This window comes from Stenotrophomonas sp. HMSC10F07 (assembly GCF_001807895.1).
Taxonomy (GTDB): Bacteria; Pseudomonadota; Gammaproteobacteria; order Xanthomonadales; family Xanthomonadaceae; genus Stenotrophomonas; species Stenotrophomonas sepilia.
The window spans coordinates 1-16,897 of the sequence record NZ_KV791380.1 but is presented as its reverse complement, the minus strand read 5'-3'; the positions used below and the strand labels follow the sequence as shown (position 1 = coordinate 16,897).

16 protein-coding genes and 2 pseudogenes are annotated in these 16,897 nt (G+C 68.4%); 10 read left to right on the top strand and 8 right to left on the bottom strand.

Going from position 1 to position 16,897, the window contains the following annotated elements:
* Window positions 1–36 precede the first annotated feature (36 nt).
* Complete coding sequence (locus HMPREF3114_RS10230) at window positions 37–1,218, bottom strand: UbiH/UbiF family hydroxylase (RefSeq protein WP_053500461.1); 1,182 nt, start codon at window positions 1,216–1,218, stop codon at window positions 37–39.
* The gene (gene ubiH, locus HMPREF3114_RS10225; RefSeq protein ID WP_053500463.1) at window positions 1,215–2,423 is read right to left on the bottom strand and encodes a 2-octaprenyl-6-methoxyphenyl hydroxylase; all 1,209 of its coding nucleotides are present in this window, start codon (window positions 2,421–2,423) and stop codon (window positions 1,215–1,217) included. Before ubiH ends, HMPREF3114_RS10230 begins: the two co-directional genes overlap by 4 nt.
* Window positions 2,424–2,532: 109 nt before the next feature.
* Here ubiH and HMPREF3114_RS10220 point away from each other — a divergent pair, with 109 nt between their 5' ends.
* From HMPREF3114_RS10220 to HMPREF3114_RS10175, 10 genes and pseudogenes are all read left to right on the top strand, one after another.
* A complete protein-coding gene (locus HMPREF3114_RS10220) occupies window positions 2,533–3,117 on the top strand; it encodes a hypothetical protein (protein WP_005415353.1) in 585 nt (194 codons plus the stop codon).
* A gap of 8 nt (window positions 3,118–3,125) precedes the next feature.
* Complete coding sequence (locus tag HMPREF3114_RS10215) at window positions 3,126–3,680, top strand: cob(I)yrinic acid a,c-diamide adenosyltransferase (RefSeq protein ID WP_053500465.1); 555 nt, start codon at window positions 3,126–3,128, stop codon at window positions 3,678–3,680.
* 9 nt (window positions 3,681–3,689) lie between these two features.
* Complete coding sequence (locus HMPREF3114_RS10210) at window positions 3,690–4,628, top strand: histone deacetylase family protein (protein WP_053500468.1); 939 nt, start codon at window positions 3,690–3,692, stop codon at window positions 4,626–4,628.
* 89 nt (window positions 4,629–4,717) lie between these two features.
* The gene (lptD, locus tag HMPREF3114_RS10205; RefSeq protein ID WP_080375113.1) at window positions 4,718–7,198 is read left to right on the top strand and encodes an LPS-assembly protein LptD; all 2,481 of its coding nucleotides are present in this window, start codon (window positions 4,718–4,720) and stop codon (window positions 7,196–7,198) included.
* A pseudogene (locus HMPREF3114_RS10200) lies at window positions 7,195–8,523 on the top strand (peptidylprolyl isomerase); the annotation flags it as partial. The gene lptD and the pseudogene HMPREF3114_RS10200, both read left to right, overlap by 4 nt.
* An 18-nt stretch (window positions 8,524–8,541) precedes the next feature.
* Complete coding sequence (pdxA, locus tag HMPREF3114_RS10195) at window positions 8,542–9,522, top strand: 4-hydroxythreonine-4-phosphate dehydrogenase PdxA (RefSeq protein WP_053500474.1); 981 nt, start codon at window positions 8,542–8,544, stop codon at window positions 9,520–9,522.
* Entirely contained in the window at window positions 9,519–10,322 is an 804-nt protein-coding gene (gene rsmA, locus HMPREF3114_RS10190) for a 16S rRNA (adenine(1518)-N(6)/adenine(1519)-N(6))-dimethyltransferase RsmA (protein WP_053500476.1), read from the top strand. Before pdxA ends, rsmA begins: the two co-directional genes overlap by 4 nt.
* Before the next feature lie 13 nt (window positions 10,323–10,335).
* Window positions 10,336–10,720, top strand: a pseudogene (apaG, locus tag HMPREF3114_RS20600) (Co2+/Mg2+ efflux protein ApaG).
* 15 nt (window positions 10,721–10,735) lie between these two features.
* Window positions 10,736–11,758: a symmetrical bis(5'-nucleosyl)-tetraphosphatase gene (locus tag HMPREF3114_RS10180; RefSeq protein WP_005415345.1), complete on the top strand. Its 1,023-nt coding sequence runs from the start codon at window positions 10,736–10,738 to the stop codon at window positions 11,756–11,758.
* Window positions 11,755–12,402, top strand: a complete 648-nt coding sequence (locus tag HMPREF3114_RS10175; protein ID WP_032953945.1) for a DUF1287 domain-containing protein — start codon at window positions 11,755–11,757, stop codon at window positions 12,400–12,402. Before HMPREF3114_RS10180 ends, HMPREF3114_RS10175 begins: the two co-directional genes overlap by 4 nt.
* A gap of 86 nt (window positions 12,403–12,488) precedes the next feature.
* Here the strand turns inward: HMPREF3114_RS10175 and HMPREF3114_RS10170 are convergent, their stop codons facing one another.
* Genes HMPREF3114_RS10170 through HMPREF3114_RS10145 form a run of 6 tightly spaced genes read right to left on the bottom strand, consistent with a single transcriptional unit; the run spans window position 12,489 to window position 16,739 of the window.
* Entirely contained in the window at window positions 12,489–12,980 is a 492-nt protein-coding gene (locus HMPREF3114_RS10170) for a dihydrofolate reductase (protein WP_053500480.1), read from the bottom strand.
* 5 nt (window positions 12,981–12,985) lie between these two features.
* Window positions 12,986–13,780, bottom strand: coding sequence for a thymidylate synthase (locus HMPREF3114_RS10165; protein WP_005415342.1), 795 nt, complete (start codon window positions 13,778–13,780; stop codon window positions 12,986–12,988).
* Complete coding sequence (gene lgt, locus HMPREF3114_RS10160; protein ID WP_070489714.1) at window positions 13,777–14,664, bottom strand: prolipoprotein diacylglyceryl transferase; 888 nt, start codon at window positions 14,662–14,664, stop codon at window positions 13,777–13,779. The genes HMPREF3114_RS10165 and lgt overlap by 4 nt, the downstream gene beginning before the upstream one ends.
* Window positions 14,665–14,715: 51 nt before the next feature.
* A complete protein-coding gene (locus HMPREF3114_RS10155) occupies window positions 14,716–15,210 on the bottom strand; it encodes a TPM domain-containing protein (protein ID WP_053500484.1) in 495 nt (164 codons plus the stop codon).
* Window positions 15,210–16,115: a TPM domain-containing protein gene (locus tag HMPREF3114_RS10150; RefSeq protein ID WP_070489712.1), complete on the bottom strand. Its 906-nt coding sequence runs from the start codon at window positions 16,113–16,115 to the stop codon at window positions 15,210–15,212. The genes HMPREF3114_RS10155 and HMPREF3114_RS10150 overlap by 1 nt, the downstream gene beginning before the upstream one ends.
* A gap of 3 nt (window positions 16,116–16,118) precedes the next feature.
* Window positions 16,119–16,739, bottom strand: coding sequence for a LemA family protein (locus HMPREF3114_RS10145; RefSeq protein ID WP_069139522.1), 621 nt, complete (start codon window positions 16,737–16,739; stop codon window positions 16,119–16,121).
* Window positions 16,740–16,897: the final 158 nt, after the last annotated feature.

Sequence of the window (16,897 nt, the reverse complement as noted above, 5' to 3'; positions counted from 1 at the left end):
CACATACGACTTAATCCCCTCCGTCCCCTTTTTGCTTCAGACGCCGGCGGCGCGCTTCCAGAACGCCTGCACCAGCGGCGGCCATCGGCCGACGCAGCCCAGCGCACGGCCCCGGGCCAGGGTCAGGTGCATTTCGTCGTTGGAGAACAGGCGGTTGATCGCATCGAAGCTGTAGGCGGCGATGTGGTTGTCGCTCCGCCGTTCGCGTGCCCAGCGCTGCAGGCGCTGCGGCGACAGCCGCGGTTGGCCGCGGCGCTCTGCCGAGGGTGCCAGCCACTGCTGCAGGGCGGCGACATCACGCAGCCCCAGGTTCACGCCCTGCCCGGCCAGCGGATGCACCACATGCGCCGCGTCACCCAACGCCAGTACACGACCGGCCACGTAGTGACGGGCCAGCTGGCGGCGCAGCGGGAATGCCGCTCGCGGGGAGGCCAACCGCAGCTCACCCAGGCGTGCCGCGAAGGCGCGGGTCAGTTCGCGGTTGAAGCTGTCCTCGTCCAGTGCCAGAACACGCGCCGCCTCGTCCTCGGGCAGGGTCCAGACGATCGAGCTGCGGCGCTCGGCCACCGGCAGCAACGCCAGCGGCCCGCTTGGCAGGAAGCGCTGCCAGGCCGTGGCCTGGTTGGGAAGATCGCTGTCCACGTAGGCCACCACGCCACGCTGGTGGTAGTCATGGCGTTCCACCTCGATCCCGGCCAGCTGGCGGAGGGTCGATTCGGCGCCGTCGGCGGCCACCGCCAACGCCGCTTCCAGGCGACGCCCGTCATCCAGGCGCAGGCGCACGCCGTCCTCGTCCTGCTCCAGCGCGTCCACCCGCGCCGGGCAGTGCAGCTGCACACCCGCCGCCGGCAGCGCCGACCACAGGCGGTCCTGCAGCAGCCCGTTCTCGACGATGTAGCCCAGTTCGCGACGGCCGAAGCGATCGGCGTCGAACAGCAGATCCTCGCCACCGGCCGCGTCCCACACCTGCATGCGCCGGTAGGGCCATGCACGGGCCTGCGCGATCGCCGGCCACACACCAAGACGATTCAGCAGCTGTACGTTGTCGGCAGCGAAGGCGAACACGCGCAGGTCCGGCTGTGCGGCCTGCCACGGCGCCGGTTCGCGACCTTCCACCAGCGCCACCGACAGGCCAGCATCAGCCAGCGCCAGCGCACACGCGGCACCGACCACGCCACCGCCGATGATGGCCACATCAAGACGCGCGCGCCGGCTCATGCCGCTTCTCCACGGCACAGCCGCGGCACCTCGCCGCGGAAGCCCATCGCACCACCGACCAGCATCGATTGCACCGAGGCGCGCTGCGCGGCCACCAGGCCGAGGCTGCGCAGCGGCCGCATCAACGGCGCCGGATTGCTGGTCAGGCGCGCCAGCCCGCCGGAGAACGCCACCGTCTGCCGGCGGTCCTCTTCGCGGCGCGCGACATAGGCCTGCAGCAGTGCATCGCTGCCGGCATCCTCATGCGCATCCTCCAGCAGTTCAGCCAGGGTCAGCGCATCGCGCAGGCCCAGGTTGAAGCCCTGCGCCCCCAGCGGATGGATGGTCTGCGCGGCATTGCCGAGCAGCACCGCGCGCTCTCCGGCCAACGCGCGCGCCAGCACCTGGATGAGCGGATAAGCACTGCGCGGGCCGGATTCGAGCAGCCGGCCGGCGCGCCAGCCGATTGCGTTCTGCAGGCGTTGCAGCCAAGCCGCATCGTCCAGCGCCATCACCGCATCGGCCTGGTCGCGCGCAACACCGTGCACGGTGCCGAAGTGGCGATCACCACGCGGCAGCAGGGCGGTCGGGCCGGTATCGGTGAAGCGCTCCCAGGCGGTGCCGTCCGGCGCGCGCTGGCTGCGCACGCGGGCCACGAACAGGGTCTGCTGGAAATCATGGCGGTCGACCTCGATGCCGAGCGCGCCGCGCACGCCACTGGTCGTGCCATCGGCCCCCACCACCAGCCGCGCCTGCAGCACGCGCTCGCCGGTCTCGTCGGCCACCCGCACCTGGCGGTAGCCATCGACCACCTCGCCCAGGCCCAGGAAGCGCATGGGCCGGTAGCGCCGCAGCCGCGGCAGCTCCTGCAGGCGCGCTTCCAGCGCCTGGCCGAAGTCCCGCGCCACCACCACCTGGCCGAACCATGGCCGGTCGTAGTCGGAAGCCTCCAGCTGCACGCGGCCGAAATCGCCGGCGCGGCTGACGTGGATGCGGCGGATCGGGCCCGGCGCCATCGCCAGCTTCTGCATGACCCCCAGCGCGGTCAGCGCATTGACCGTGGCAGCGGCAAAACTGAGGTTGCGCTGGTCGAACACCGCCGGCAGCTCGCCGGCCGGGCTGGCCTCGAGCAGGCCCACATCGCGGCCCAGGCGGTCCAGGGCGATGGCCAGGCTGGCACCGACCAGGCCACCACCGACGATCAGCACGTCATGTCGTTCACTCATGATGTTCATGATACGCGCTCGCCCTGCCCGAACGCCCAACACCACCCGACCTGCGCCAACCGGCGCGGCGGGCTAGAATGAAACCTGAATCCGCTCCGGGCCCGCTGCCATGTCCGCCACCGCCAACCGCGCCTTCGTCCTGTCCGTCCTCGTGCTGTTGCTGGCGGCGACCCGGGTCAACCACTTCGCGGCGATCCCCGATGCCTCCTGGGCGGTGTTCTTCATCGGTGGCTTCTACCTGGCCACGTGGACACGCTGGGCGTTTCCGCTGTTGATGGTGTTCGCCGTGCTGGTGGACTGGATCGTGATCCGCAGCAGCGGCCTGGATTTCTGGCAGCACTACTGCGTGTCGCCGGGTTACTGGCTGCTGCTGCCGGCGTATTTCTCGCTGTGGGCCGGCGGCATGCTGCTGGGCCGCAACTACCAGGGCGCACGCTGGCCGGTGCTGGCCAAGGGTGCACTGCTGCTGGTGGCCTCGGTGGCGGTCTGCCACCTGCTGGCGCAGGGCGGTTTCTACTGGACCACCCGCAACGTGGCCGAGCCGACGCTGGCCGGTTGGGCGCAGAACTACGCACAATGGTTCGGCCCCTACCTGCGCACCACCGCGATCTACGTGGCGCTGGCGGCGGCATTGCAGCTGGCGGTGGAGCAGGTACTGAAGCTTCAGCAGGCCCGCCGCGACATCCGGCACTGAGCCGCGCCATGGGTCATCGCCTCTCGCGCATCTATACCCGCACCGGCGACGACGGCAGTACCGGCCTCGGCGACGGCCAGCGCGTGGCCAAGGACGACGCCCGGGTGGCGTCCTACGGCACCGTCGATGAAGCCAACGCTGCGCTCGGCCTGCTGCTTGCCACCGCGCTGCCCGAGGATGTCCGCGCGCTGGTGGTGCATCTGCAGCACCAGCTGTTCGACCTGGGTGCCGAGCTGTGCATCCCGGGCCACGCCGCCATCCACGCCGCCGATGTCTCGGCACTGGAACAGCAGCTGGACCACTACAACGCCAACCTGCCGATGTTGAAGGAGTTCATCCTGCCGGCTGGTGGCGAGGCCGCCGCACGCTGCCACCTGGCCCGCACCATCGTCCGCCGCGCCGAGCGCGAGACCGTCACCCTGGCCCGCCTTGAGCCCGTGCGCAGCGAGGCGCTGCAGTACCTCAACCGGCTGTCGGACCTGTTGTTCGTGCTGGCGCGCGTACTGGCCCGCGCCGACGGCCATGGCGAAGCGCTGTGGCAGCCACAGCAGCGCCAGCGCTGAGTCGGCACGATGCTGGTCTTCACCCATCCGTCCTGCCTGCTGCATGACCCCGGCCCCGGCCATCCGGAGTGCCCGCAACGCCTGCAGCAAGTACTCGATGCCCTGCACGCCGCGTTCCCCGGCCAGCTGGACTGGCGCGAGGCGCCGCCGGCCAAGTTCGGCGAACTGACCCGGGTCCACGACAGTGCCCTGCTCGACTTCGTGCTGCAGCCGCAGACCGCGCCGCTGCGCCAGCTGGACATGGACACCTGGACCTCGCCGGGCTCGGCCAGTGCCGCCGTGCACGCCGCCGGCGCCGGGGTGGCCGCGGTCGATGCAGTGATGCTGGGCGAGGATCCGCTGGCGTTCTGCGCGGTGCGGCCCCCGGGCCACCACGCCACCAGCAGCACCGCGATGGGCTTCTGCCTGCTCAACAACATTGCCATTGCCGCGGCCCATGCCCGCGACCGCCATGGGCTGGAGCGGATCGCGGTGGTCGATTTCGATGTCCACCATGGCAACGGCACCCAGGACATCTTCCAGCACGACGCCCGGGTCTCGTACTACAGCACCCACCAGGCCGGCCTGTTCCCCAATTCCGGCCTGCGCCGCGACCGCGGTGCCGGCAACCTGATGAACATCCTGCTGCCCCCCGGCAGTGGCGGTTTCCGCTTCCGCAACGTGTGGGCCGACGAAATGCTGCCGGCCATCGACGACTTCCGTCCGCAGCTGCTGCTGATCTCGGCCGGCTTCGACGCCCACCTGCGTGACCCGCAGGCCGACCTGATGCTGGAAACCGACGATTTCGCCTGGATCACCCGGGAACTTCATGCGCTGGCGCGCCGTCATGCGGCCGGCCGGGTGGTCTCGATGCTGGAAGGCGGCTATGACCTGCAGGCCCTTGCCGAGTGCAGCGTGGCCCATGTCCGGGCCCTGCTGCTGCCCCCTCCCGGCAGCGTCTCCGGATGAACCCGAACCGGCAGGCTGCGGCGTCCTTCATTGCCCCTATGCAAGGGATGGGGCAAGCTACCGTCCGTTTTCGCCCGAATCCGAACCGCGTGCGCCGAGCCCTCCGCCTGCTTCCCCTGCCTCTGAGCATCGCCATCTGCCTGCCGGCAATGGCCGATGAAAAGCCGCTCAACTGGGGCCTGTGCCCGGCTACCGACGTGATTCCCGCGTTCACCGATGCGCCCACCCCGGTCCCGGGGCAGGACAAGGCCGCCGCCAGCGCTGCGCGCGAGCAGCAGCCGACCGCCATCGAGGGTGACCAGCTGCTGGGCACGACCACCGTGCCGCAGTACGAAGGCAACGTGGCCCTGCGCCGCGGCGACCAGTTCGTCGGCACCGACAAGCTCAGCTTCGATACCGAGAGCGGCAACTACATCGCCGACGGCAATGTCCGCTACCAGGACTCCTCGATCCGCATGGTCGCCAAGCGCGCCGAGGGCAACCAGGAAAGCGACACCCACAAGATCACCGACATCAAGTACCAGCTGGTGTCGCGCCGCGGCAACGGCGATGCCGAGTCGGTCGACCTGCAGGGCGCGGTCGGCCAGATGCACCGCTCCACCTACACCACCTGCGACCCGTCACAGCCGGTGTGGAAGCTGTCGGCGCCGCAGATCGAAGTGGACAACGACGAGGGCTTCGGCACCGCCCGCAACGCCGTGCTGCGGATCGGCAAGGTGCCGGTGTTGTGGGCGCCGTACTTCAAGTTCCCGATCGATGACCGCCGCAAGACCGGCCTGCTGTTCCCGCAGCTGGGCATGTCCGGGCGCAACGGATTCGACTACGCACAGCCGATCTACTTCAACCTGGCGCCGAACTACGACGACACGTTGACCCCGCGCTACATGAGCCGGCGCGGCCTGATGCTCGACAACGAGTTCCGCTATCTCTACAACGGCGGCCGCGGCGAACTGCTGACCGCGTTCATGCCCAACGACAAGCTGCGCGACCGCGACCGCGGCCGGGTGATGTTCAGCGGTTACCACAACGTGGACAGCCACTGGCAGGCCCGCGCCAACCTGGCCTGGGTCAGCGACGAGCGCTATGTCGAGGACTTCGCCAACCGCCTGGTCGGGGTGACTGCCTCGAACCTGCAGAGCACCGTGGGCCTGTACGGCACCGGCAGGAACTGGACGGCCGGCATCATGGCCGACCGCTGGCAGCTGACCGACTACACGCTCAATGAAAGCGCGCTGCCGTACAACCGCCAGCCGCGCCTGTACTTCAACTGGGACAAGCCGGTCCTGCCGTGGCTGGAAACCGGCATCTATGCCGAAGCCGTGCGCTTCACCCACGACGACATCAACTTCAAGTACGGCGCCGATGCGGGACCCGACCTGCAGTACACGCGCAACGGCCAGACCCAACGCATGTACGGCGGCTCGCGCCTGGACGTGAAGCCGTACGTGTCGTTCCCGATCAGTGGCGCGGCCTGGTACGTCACCCCGACCCTGGCCTACCGCTACACCGGCTACGACCTGGACCAGGGCCTGGCTGACAGCGTCCGCCGCAACGTGCTGGCCTCGCAGGGCATCGACCCGAACACCGCCACGCCGGAGCAGCTGCGCGGCAACAAATCGCCCAGCCGCAGCCTGCCGATCGGCAGCATCGACGCCGGCCTGTTCTTCGATCGCGAGACCACGATCGGCGGCAAGTCATTCCTGCACACGCTGGAACCGCGCCTGTTCTACCTGCGCACGCCGTACCGCAACCAGGACGACCTTCCGATCTTCGACACCCGTGACTTCACGTTCAGCTGGGGCCAGCTGTTCCGCGACTCGCGCTACACCGGCGCCGACCGCCAGAACGATGCCAACCAGCTGACCCTGGCATTGGGCACCCGCTTCATCGACCAGACCACCGGCAAGGAACGCTTCTCGGCGGCCATCGGCCAGATCCAGTATTTCGACGAGTCGCGGGTGACCGTCACCCCGGGCGGCGCGCCGGTGGAAAAGGGCAAGTCGGCGTGGATCGCCGACGGCAACTACATGATCAACGACCGCTGGACCCTGGGTGCCACCTACCAGTGGGACCCGAAGTACAAGCGTGAGGATCTGGCCAGCGTCCGTGCCCGCTACCTGATGCCCAACGATGGCGTGATCAACCTGAGCTACCGCTACCGCATCAACTCGGGCGCCCCGGCCAACGCCAACAAGCACGACCGTACCCTGCTGGAACAGGCCGACCTGTCGTTCCTGTACCCGCTGAATGCGCGCTGGAGCCTGGTCGGTCGCTACTACTACTCGCTGCAGGACAAGGAGCCGCTGGAAATCATCGGCGGTGTCCAGTGGGACAGCTGCTGCCTGGCCGTGCGTGTGGTCGGCCGCCGCTATGTCCGCAACCGCGAAGGCGAGATGAACAACTCCATCCAGGTGGAGTTCGTGCTCAAGGGCCTGAGCTCCCTGGGGCAGGACACGGACCGTACCCTGCGCCGTGCTATCCTCGGCTACAACCGCGACGACCTCTATCTCGTGCCGCCGAGCAACACCGGGGCGACCCGGGATGACTACGATCCGAACCTGATCCCATGACCAAGCGCTTCCCCGTTCTTCTCGCCTCGCTGCTGGCGGTGTCCAGCGTGTCCGCCCCCCTGCAGGTGCTTGCCCAGGAGGCGCAGCCGCTTGACCGCATCGCTGCCGTCGTCGATGAGGACGTGATCCTGCAGAGCGAGCTCCAGCGTGCGATCGCCAACATCAAGGCGCAGTATGCCGGCCGGGAAAACCAGCTGCCGCCGGAAGACGTGCTCAGCCGCCAGGTGCTCGAACGCCTGGTGCTGGTCAAGCTGCAGGTGGCCCGCGCCCAGGGCAGCGGCATCCGTGTCAGCGACCAGGAGCTGAACCAGGCGATGAACGCCATCGCCCAGCAGAACGGTTCGAACCTGGATGCCCTTCGCCAGCGCCTGGCCCATGACGGTATCGATTTCAACGATTTCCGCGCGTCGGTGCGTGACGAGATCACCGTGCAGCGCCTGCGCCAGAGCTTCGCGCAGAGCCGCATCAGCGTCAGCGAGGGTGAAGTCGACGCCGCGCTGAAGCAGCAAGCGACGGTAGGCAACCAGTATCACCTGGCGCACATCCTGATCGCCCTGCCCGACGGTGCCAACGCCGACCAGATCGCCACCGGCCAGAAGAAGGCCGATGGCGTGAAGGCCCTGCTGGACAAGGGCGAGCTGGACTTCAATGCCGCGGCCGTGCGCTATTCGGACAGCCCGAACGCGCTGGAAGGCGGCGATCTGGGCTGGCGCAGCCTGGATGAAATCCCGCAGGCCTTTGCCCAGTTGATGGAAAAGATGAAGCCGGGCGAGGTGGTCGGCCCGATCCGCGGCCCGAGCGGCTTCCAGCTGCTGAAGCTGGTGGAAGTGCGTGACAGCAGTTCCGCCGCCGGTGAGCAGACGGTCACCGAGTTCCACGGCCGCCACATCCTGGTCCGCGTGGACGACCACCAGACCGATGCCGCTGCCAAGGCCAAGATCGATACCCTGCGCGCCCGCATTGCCGGCGGCGCCGACTTCCAGACCGTTGCCAGGGAGTCCTCCGAGGACAACAACAGCAAGGGCCAGGGCGGTGATCTCGGCTGGTTCCCGGCTGACGCGTTCGGTCCGGCCTTCGGCCAGCAGGTGAGTGGCCTGCAGGATGGTGGCGTCAGCCAGCCGTTCCGCACCGACGCCGGTTGGCACATCGTGCAGCGCGTGGCGACCCGCCAGACCGACGTGACCACCGACAACCAGCGCGCCCAGGTCCGCGAGACCATCGGCCGCCGCAAGCTGGAAGACGAGTACAACCGCTTCCTGCAGGAACTGCGTGGCGAAGCCTACGTCAGCTTCCGCAGCGGCGACCGCGCGGAAAACACCGCCACGCCGCCGCAGTCCTGACCGATGCGCCCCGAGCTCGCTCTGGTACCGGGCGAGCCCGCCGGGATCGGCCCGGAGCTGTGTGTCCGCCTCGTCCAGCAGCCGCGTGAAGATTGCCGGCTGCTGGCCTTCGCCGACCCGGACACCCTGCGCGCGGCTGCGGCCGCCCTGAACCTGCCCCTGCAACTGCTGCCCGAGCACGCCGAAGCACGCGTCCCCGGCGATCTGCGCCTGCGCGCCGTCCGCAACGCGGTGCCCAGCCACTTCGGCCAGGCCGATCCGGCCAATGCCAGCGCGGTCATCGGCGCCCTGCTCGGCGCCGGCCAGGCCTGCCTGTCCGGTGAGCTGCACGGTGTGGTGACCGGCCCGGTGCACAAGGCGGTCATCAACGAGGGCGGCATCGCCTACAGCGGCACCACTGAACTGCTGGCCGCCCAGGCCGGAGTGAAGGTGGTGATGATGCTGGCCAATCACATTGTCCGCGTGGCCCTGGCCACCACCCACCTGCCGCTGCGCGAGGTGGCCGATGCGATCACCGCGCCCAGCCTGGAACACACCCTGCGCACGGTGCATGCCGCGCTGCGCCGCGAGTTCGGCCTGCCTGCGCCGCGCATCGCGGTGCTCGGGCTGAACCCGCATGCCGGCGAAGACGGTCATCTGGGACGCGAGGAACTGGACCTGGTCATCCCCCTGCTGCAGCGCCTGCGCGCGGAGGGCATGGACCTGGTCGGGCCGCTGCCGGCCGACACCGCCTTCCTGCCGGCCAAGCTGGCCGGTTTCGACACCGTGCTGGCGATGTACCATGACCAGGGCCTGCCGGTGCTGAAGTATTCCGGCTTCGAACAGGCGGTGAACCTGACCCTCGGCCTGCCCTACCCGCGCGTGGCGGTCGACCATGGCACCGCGCTGGACCTGGCCGGCCGCGGCATCGCCGATCCTTCCAGCCTGCAGGCGGCAACGACGCTGTGTGCGCAGCTGGCGCGGCAACGTACACTGAGCGCATGAATTCCCCGCATTCCCCCTCCGGCCCGGTGTTCACCGCACCGGCCAAGAAGCAGCTTGGCCAGCATTTCCTGGCCGATCGCCACTACATCGACAAGATCGTGATGGCGGTCAACCCGAAAGATGGCGACCGCCTAGTTGAAATTGGTCCAGGCCAGGGCGCCATCACCCTGCCGCTGCTGCGCGTGCACCCGAAGCTGACGGTGATCGAGTTCGACCGCGACCTGATCGCGCCGCTGACCGCCGCCGCCGAGCCGCTGGGCGAGCTGACCATTGTCCATCGCGACGTGCTGCGCGTGGACTTCACCGAACTGGCCAATGGCCAGCCGATCCGCCTGGTCGGCAACCTGCCCTACAACATCTCCTCGCCGATCCTGTTCCATGCGCTGGAGCATGCCGCAGTGATCCGCGACATGCACTTCATGCTGCAGAAGGAGGTGGTCGACCGCATGGCCGCCGGCCCCGGCAGCAAGGTGTATGGCCGCCTCAGCGTGATGCTGCAGGCCTACTGCCAGGTGACCTCCCTGTTCGTGGTGCCGCCGGGCGCGTTCCGGCCGCCGCCGAAGGTCGATTCGGCCGTGGTGCGGCTGGTGCCGCGTGACCCGGCCTCGATCAGCATCAACGACCACACGCGCTTCGCCGAGGTGGTCAAGGCCGCCTTCGGGCAGCGCCGCAAGACCCTGCGCAATGCCCTGAACAACGTGGTGTCCGCCGAGCAGTTCATCGCTGCCGGCGTGCGTCCCGATGCCCGCGCCGAACAGCTGGACGTGGCCGAATTCATCGCTTTGGCCAATGCCTCCTGATTACACTGCCGGTATGGAAGACGCTGACGTATATGCCATCTCCGTCGAAGTCGCGCCGCGCTTCCTCGACGATCAATCCGCGCCGGAAGACGGTCGCTTTGCGTTCGCCTACACGATCCGCATCCACAACCAGGGGCGGGTCGCCGCACGCCTGGTCGCACGCCACTGGCGCATCACCGATGCCAATGGCCGTGTCGAGCATGTCGATGGCGACGGGGTGATCGGCGAGCAGCCGCGGCTGCGCCCCGGTGAAGACTTCCGTTACACGTCCGGTGTCATGCTGGGGACCGATCACGGGACCATGCAGGGGCACTACGGACATGGTCGCCGACGATGGCACCGAATTTGCCGCGCCGGTCGCACCGTTCGTGCTGGCCGTCCCGCGTACCCTGCACTGACACGGAGGCCGAACGATGAGTGTGTGGGCGATCGGCGACCTGCAGGGCTGCTACGACGTTACCCAGCGGTTGCTGGAGAAGATCCGCTTCGACCCGGCCCAGGACACCCTGTGGTTCTGCGGCGACCTGGTCAACCGTGGCGGCCAGTCGCTGGAAACGCTGCGGCTGGTGCATTCGCTGCGCGAGCACAGCGTGGTGGTGCTGGGCAACCATGATCTTTCGCTGCTGGCCGTCGGTGCACGCACCGAAGAGGAGCAGCGCAAGGTCAACCCGGACCTGCTGCGCATCGTGCAGGCCGAGGACCGCGACGAACTGCTGGACTGGCTGCGCCTGCAGAAGCTGGTGCATGTGGATCGCGAGCTGGGCTGGATGATGGTGCACGCCGGCCTGGCGCCGAAGTGGACCACGCAGATGGCAGAGAAGCACGCCGCCGAAGTCGAGGTGCAGCTGCACGGCGCCGGCTACCGCAAGCTGTTCCGCAACATGTACGGCGACAAGCCAAGCTGGGCGCCGAACCTGTCCGGCTACGACCGTTCGCGTGCGATCATCAACGTGCTCACCCGCATGCGCTACTGCACCCCGCGCGGGCGCATCGGCATCGAGGACAAGGGCACCCCTGGCACGCAGGAACAGGGACTCTACCCCTGGTTCGAAGTACCGGGACGGGTCGAGCGCGACCTCAAGATCGTCTGCGGCCACTGGTCGGCGCTGGGCCTGACCATCACCCAGGGCGTGCACGCCATCGACACCGGCGCAGTCTGGGGCGGCAAGCTGACCGCGATCCAGCTCGATACCGACGAGCTGCGCGTGGTGCAGGTGCCGGGCCGTGATGTACCGGCACCCGTACCCCACGCCCGCCCGCCGGCGCGACCGGCGCACGAGCGCCCCGCCGCTGCGGTGCAGGGCAAGGAACAGGGCGGCGGCAACGCCGCTGCTGCCAACCCGGGCAACCGTGGTCCGCGCCGTCGTCGCCGTCGAGGTGGTGGCGGTGGAGGCTCCGGTGGACCCCACAACAACGGCGCCGCGCCGCAGGCATGACGCGGCGCGGCTGGGCACCATGGAGGGTGCTGCTGCTGACGCTGGCCCTGGCCAGCGGCTGCCAGCCTGCTTCGCCCCCGGCTCCCACCGGCGGCGGAAACGCCGCACCCACACCATCGCAGCCGCAGGCCCCTTCACCGCCACTGGTGGCCGCAGCGCGCGCACAGATCGGCGTCACCACCCGTTACGATCCCGCCTACCAGGTCCTGTCCTATCCCGGCGGCGACGTCCCGCTTGATCGCGGCGTGTGCACCGACGTGGTGGTGCGCGCCCTGCGCAGCCAGGGCCTGGACCTGCAGGCACGCGTGCATGAAGACATGCGCGGCAACTTCAGCGCGTATCCCGCGATCTGGGGCCTGTCACGGCCGGACCGCAACATTGATCATCGACGTGTGCCGAACCTGATGCGCTGGTTCGAACGGCAGGGCTGGCAGCAGCCGATCACCGCCCTCGCCACCGACTATGCGGCCGGTGACATCGTGGCCTGGAAGCTCAACGGCAACGGTCTGCTGCATGTCGGCATCGTCTCCGACCGGAGGCTGGCCAATGGCACACCGCTGGTGCTGCACAACATCGCGCGCGGCACGCGTGAAGAGAACCTGCTGTTCCAGCACGCGATCATCGGGCATTACCGGATGCCGTAGGCACCTGCAGAGCCGGGCCATGCTCGGCTACGGGAGGTATCAGGCAACAGCAGCCGAGCATGGCTCGGCTCTACAGAAAACCATCCTCAGCGGCGCACGTAATGCACGAAGCGGAACGCATAGGCGTGGCGGTCATCGGCCGGATGCGGCTCGCTGCTCACTTCCCGCCAGTCCTGCACGGCCACCTCGGGGAAATGGGTGTCGGCGGGGACTTCGGCATCGACCCAGGTCAGGTACAGGTCGCTGGCCTGGTCCAGCAGCTGGTGGAAGATCTCGCCGCCGCCGATGATGCACAGCTCGCTGGCGCCCTCGCCTTCGGCAATCGCCTTCGCCTCGTCCAGCGACGCCACCGCGCGCATGCCCGCGAACGGCACCTGGCCGCTGCGGGTCAGCACCAGGTTGGTGCGCCCCGGCAGTACGCGGCCGATCGACTCGGCCGTCTTGCGCCCCATCAGGATCGGCTTGCCCAGGGTGAGCGCCTTGAAGTGCTTGAAATCATCCGGCAGGTGCCAGGGCATGGCATTGCCCTGGCCGATGCCACGGTTGCGGTCCAGCGCCACGATCATCGAGAGCTTCATGGCACTCACACCGCCACCGGCGCCTTGATCGCCGGGTGAGGGTCATAGCCGTCGATGCGGATGTCGTCGAACCGGAAGCCGAACAGGTCGCTCACCTCCGGGTTCAACCACAGCTTCGGCAGCGCGCGCGGTTCACGCGAAAGCTGCTCGCGGGCCTGCTCGAAGTGGTTCGAATACAGGTGCGCGTCGCCCAGCGTATGCACGAAGTCGCCCACGCCCAGGCCCGTGGCCTGCGCCACCATGTGGGTCAGCAGCGCATAGCTGGCGATGTTGAACGGCACGCCGAGGAAGATGTCGCCGCTGCGCTGGTACAGCTGGCAGCTGAGCTTGCCGTCCACCACGTAGAACTGGAACAGGTTGTGGCACGGCATCAGCGCCATCTGCGAAAGCTCGCCCACGTTCCAAGCGCTGACCACCAGCCGGCGCGAATCGGGGTTGCGCTTGATCTCGTCCACCAGCCACTGCATCTGGTCGATCTCGCGGCCATCGGCGGTGGCCCAGCTGCGCCACTGCTTGCCGTAGACCGGGCCGAGATCGCCGTTCTCGTCGGCCCACTCGTCCCAGATGCGTACCTGGTTGTCCTTCAGGTAGCCGATGTTGGTATCGCCCTTCAGGAACCACAGCAGCTCGTGGATGATCGAGCGCAGGTGCAGCTTCTTGGTGGTGACCAGCGGGAAACCTTCATTGAGGTCGAAGCGCATCTGCCAGCCGAACACGCTGCGGGTGCCGGTGCCGGTGCGGTCGCTCTTCTCCGCGCCATGTTCCAGCACATGCGCGAGCAGATCCAGGTAGGCCTTCATGCCTTGCCCTCCGCAGCCATCACCGGTTGCGGCTGCAGCACCGGCGCGCGGCGCGACATCGCCAGCAGCACCAGGCCGAAGACGATGAGCGGCAGGCTGAGGATCTGGCCACGGGTCAGCCAGTCGAAGGCCACATAGACGCCGTTGTCGGGCATGCGTACGAATTCGACGGCGAAGCGGAACAGGCCGTACATCAGCGCGAACAGGCCGCCGACCAGGTAACGGTGGCGCGGCTTGGCCGACACCGTCCACAGCACCACGAACATCACCAGGCCTTCCAGGAACGCTTCATACAGCTGCGAGGGATGGCGGGCGAACTGGTTCAGCGCGCCGGTGGCGAACTGCGCCTGCAGGGTCGCATGGTCCAACTGGTTCAGCGGCGCCGGCAGGCCCGACGGAAACACCACGCCCCACGTGCCGTCGGTGTACTTGCCCCACAGCTCGGCGCCGATGAAGTTGCCGATGCGACCAAACCCCAGGCCCAGCGGTACCAGCGGCGCCATGAAATCCATGGTGTCGAAGAAGTGCAGCGCGTGCTTGCGCGACCACCACCAGCAGGCACCCAGCACGCCCAGCAGGCCGCCATGGAAACTCATGCCGCCGTCCCACACCTTGAACAGCAGCAGCGGGTTGTGCAGAAAATCGCCCAGCGCGTAGAACAGCATGTAGCCGATGCGGCCGCCCAGCACCACGCCGAGCATGGCGTAGAACAACAGGTCGGAGAAGCCGTTGGCATCGACGCCCGGCAGGCGCCCGGCGGCGATGCGCGTGCGGCCCAGCAGCCAGGCCGCAGTGAAGCCGAGCAGGTACATGATGCCGTACCAGTGCACCTTGATCGGCCCCAGCGAGAGGGCGATGGGGTCGATGTCGTGGAAGTAGATCATGGAAGGTGCCTTGCGGTTGAACGTCTATTCTCGGGCCAGTGCCGCCCCGGCTCAACCAAGGATCTGCGGCGAGTTCGGCAACGCGTCATCGTTGGACCGCGTCGAGGCCGGAAAGTGCCCTTCGATCAGGCTGGAGACCTCGTCGATGGCATCCTGCAGCGCTTCCACCGGGTTGGAACCACGCAGGCCCTCGCGCAGGTGAGTGCAGACCCGCTGCCACTGCGCCGGGCTGACCCGGCCATGCAGGCCGCGGTCGGCGACGATCTCGATGGCATGGTCGGCCAACAGCAGGTAGATCAGCACGCCGTTGTTGTGGGCGGTGTCCCAGGTGCGCAGGCGTGCGAAGGCATGCTCGGCGGCCTGCCTCGGGGTGACCTTGTGCCACAACGCGGCCAGCGGCAGATCGGCCTCCACCGCGAACATCACCTGACCGCCGTGGCGCTGCTCACCGGAAGCGATGGCCTCGGTGATCGCCTGCAGCGTGGCTGGCGGGAACGCGCGCCGTACCGACGGCGAACATACATGGCGGAACAGACGTTGGATCATCACCAGCCTCCCGAAGCGCCACCGCCACCGGAACGGCCACCGCCGCCGCCCCAGCCGCCTCCGCCGCCCCAGCCGCCTCCGCCGCCGAATCCACCACCACCGCCGAAGCCGCCTCCCCCGCCCCAGCTGCCACCGCCCCAGCCACCACCGCCGGCAAAGCGCCCCGGATGGCCGGACAGCATCGCCACGATCAGGCCAACCACGCCGGCCAGGCCACTGGCCAGCAGGGTGGAGGTGAACAGGAACGCCGCCACGGCTGCGCCAGCGCCGCCGAGCAGGCCACGCAGCGGGCGCGGCACGCGCGCGAACACGCCGCGCAGGATGCTGCCGGCGAACACACCGATGAACAGCGCCAGAAACCAAGCATCGCCGCCGCCACCCGGCTCGCGCCCACGATGGCCACTGACCGGTGCCGGCAGCGTTTCACCATCGATCAGCTTGACCAGCACGGCGGTGGCATCGGTGATGCCCCCGGCGTAGTCGCCGGCGCGGAAACGCGGCACCAAGTATTCCTGGATGACCCGGTTGGCGATGGCATCGGGAATCGCGCCTTCCAGGCCGTAACCCGGCTCGATCCGCACGCGCCGGTCGTCCTTGGCCACCACCAGCAGCACGCCGTCATCGACGCCCTTGCGGCCGATCTGCCACTGGTCGAAGACCCGCGTGGTGTACTGCGCGATGTCCTCCGGCTGGGTGGTGGGTACCACCAGCACCTGCAGCTGGCTGCCCTTGCGCTGCTGCAGGTCCAGCGCCTGCTGCACCAGCGCCTGCTTCTGCGCGGCATCCAGCGTGCCGGTGGTGTCGACCACCGGCGAATCCAGCGCCGGAATCGGCGCCAGCTGCTGGGCCTGCGCCGCCAGCGGCAGCCACAGCAGCAGGGCCAGCAGCGCAGTGGCCAGGCGCATCGGTCAGTGGCCCGGCTGCGGTGCCGGCTGCTGCTGCGGCGCGTTGCCGAAATCCACCGCCGGTGCGTTGGAGATCTGCGCCTCGTTCTCCACAGTGAAGTTCGGCTTGGTCTTGTAGCCGAAGATCTTGGCGGTGATCACCTGCGGGAACGAACGGATGTAGGTGTTGTAGTCCTGCACCTGCTGGATGTAACGACCACGCGCAACCGTGATCCGGTTTTCGGTGCCTTCCAGCTGGGCCTGCAGGTCGCGGAAGTTCTGGTCGGACTTCAGCACCGGATAGTTCTCGGTCACCACCAGCAGCCGCGACAGCGCGCTGCCGAGTTCACCCTGGGCCTGCTGGAACTGCTTGAGCGAGGCTTCGTCATCGGCGTTGACGTTGATCTGGCCGACACGCGAGCGGGCGTTGGTGACTTCGGTCAGCACGCGCTCTTCCTGGCTGGCGAAACCTTTGACGGTCTGCACCAGGTTGGGCACCAGGTCGGCGCGGCGCTTGTACTGGTTGAGCACTTCGGACCAGCTGGCCTTGACCGCCTCATCCTTCTGCTGGATGGCGTTGTAGCCGCAGCCGGACAACAGGGAGGCCAGCAGCATCAGGGGCAGGACACGGGTGAACAGGCGCATGGCGGAGGTTCCGGGTGGGCTTGGCGCCGAGCATGCCATGGTTCGGGTGAAAGACCGGCCATCGGGCGCCGCCCCCTCCGCGGTGTGGTCCAGCCAGCTCGGGGATGGGCCGGGAGGGTGGGTCGGCTGGGGGCCGCTGCAAGTACGTCCATGTAAGC

Bases quoted from the DNA above. Each gene is read 5' to 3' on its own strand.
- HMPREF3114_RS10215 (WP_053500465.1), top strand. From the start codon at position 3,126: ATGGGTCATCGCCTCTCGCGCATCTATACCCGCACCGGCGACGACGGC.
- rsmA (WP_053500476.1), top strand. From the start codon at position 9,519: ATGAATTCCCCGCATTCCCCCTCCGGCCCGGTGTTCACCGCACCGGCC.
- HMPREF3114_RS10145 (WP_069139522.1), bottom strand. From the start codon at position 16,739: ATGCGCCTGTTCACCCGTGTCCTGCCCCTGATGCTGCTGGCCTCCCTG.
- pdxA (WP_053500474.1), top strand. From the start codon at position 8,542: ATGCGCCCCGAGCTCGCTCTGGTACCGGGCGAGCCCGCCGGGATCGGC.
- HMPREF3114_RS10230 (WP_053500461.1), bottom strand. From the start codon at position 1,218: ATGAGCCGGCGCGCGCGTCTTGATGTGGCCATCATCGGCGGTGGCGTG.
- HMPREF3114_RS10155 (WP_053500484.1), bottom strand. From the start codon at position 15,210: ATGATCCAACGTCTGTTCCGCCATGTATGTTCGCCGTCGGTACGGCGC.
- HMPREF3114_RS10180 (WP_005415345.1), top strand. From the start codon at position 10,736: ATGAGTGTGTGGGCGATCGGCGACCTGCAGGGCTGCTACGACGTTACC.
- HMPREF3114_RS10165 (WP_005415342.1), bottom strand. From the start codon at position 13,780: ATGAAGGCCTACCTGGATCTGCTCGCGCATGTGCTGGAACATGGCGCG.
- lgt (WP_070489714.1), bottom strand. From the start codon at position 14,664: ATGATCTACTTCCACGACATCGACCCCATCGCCCTCTCGCTGGGGCCG.
- HMPREF3114_RS10220 (WP_005415353.1), top strand. From the start codon at position 2,533: ATGTCCGCCACCGCCAACCGCGCCTTCGTCCTGTCCGTCCTCGTGCTG.
- HMPREF3114_RS10210 (WP_053500468.1), top strand. From the start codon at position 3,690: ATGCTGGTCTTCACCCATCCGTCCTGCCTGCTGCATGACCCCGGCCCC.
- HMPREF3114_RS10175 (WP_032953945.1), top strand. From the start codon at position 11,755: ATGACGCGGCGCGGCTGGGCACCATGGAGGGTGCTGCTGCTGACGCTG.
- HMPREF3114_RS10170 (WP_053500480.1), bottom strand. From the start codon at position 12,980: ATGAAGCTCTCGATGATCGTGGCGCTGGACCGCAACCGTGGCATCGGC.
- HMPREF3114_RS10150 (WP_070489712.1), bottom strand. From the start codon at position 16,115: ATGCGCCTGGCCACTGCGCTGCTGGCCCTGCTGCTGTGGCTGCCGCTG.
- ubiH (WP_053500463.1), bottom strand. From the start codon at position 2,423: ATGAGTGAACGACATGACGTGCTGATCGTCGGTGGTGGCCTGGTCGGT.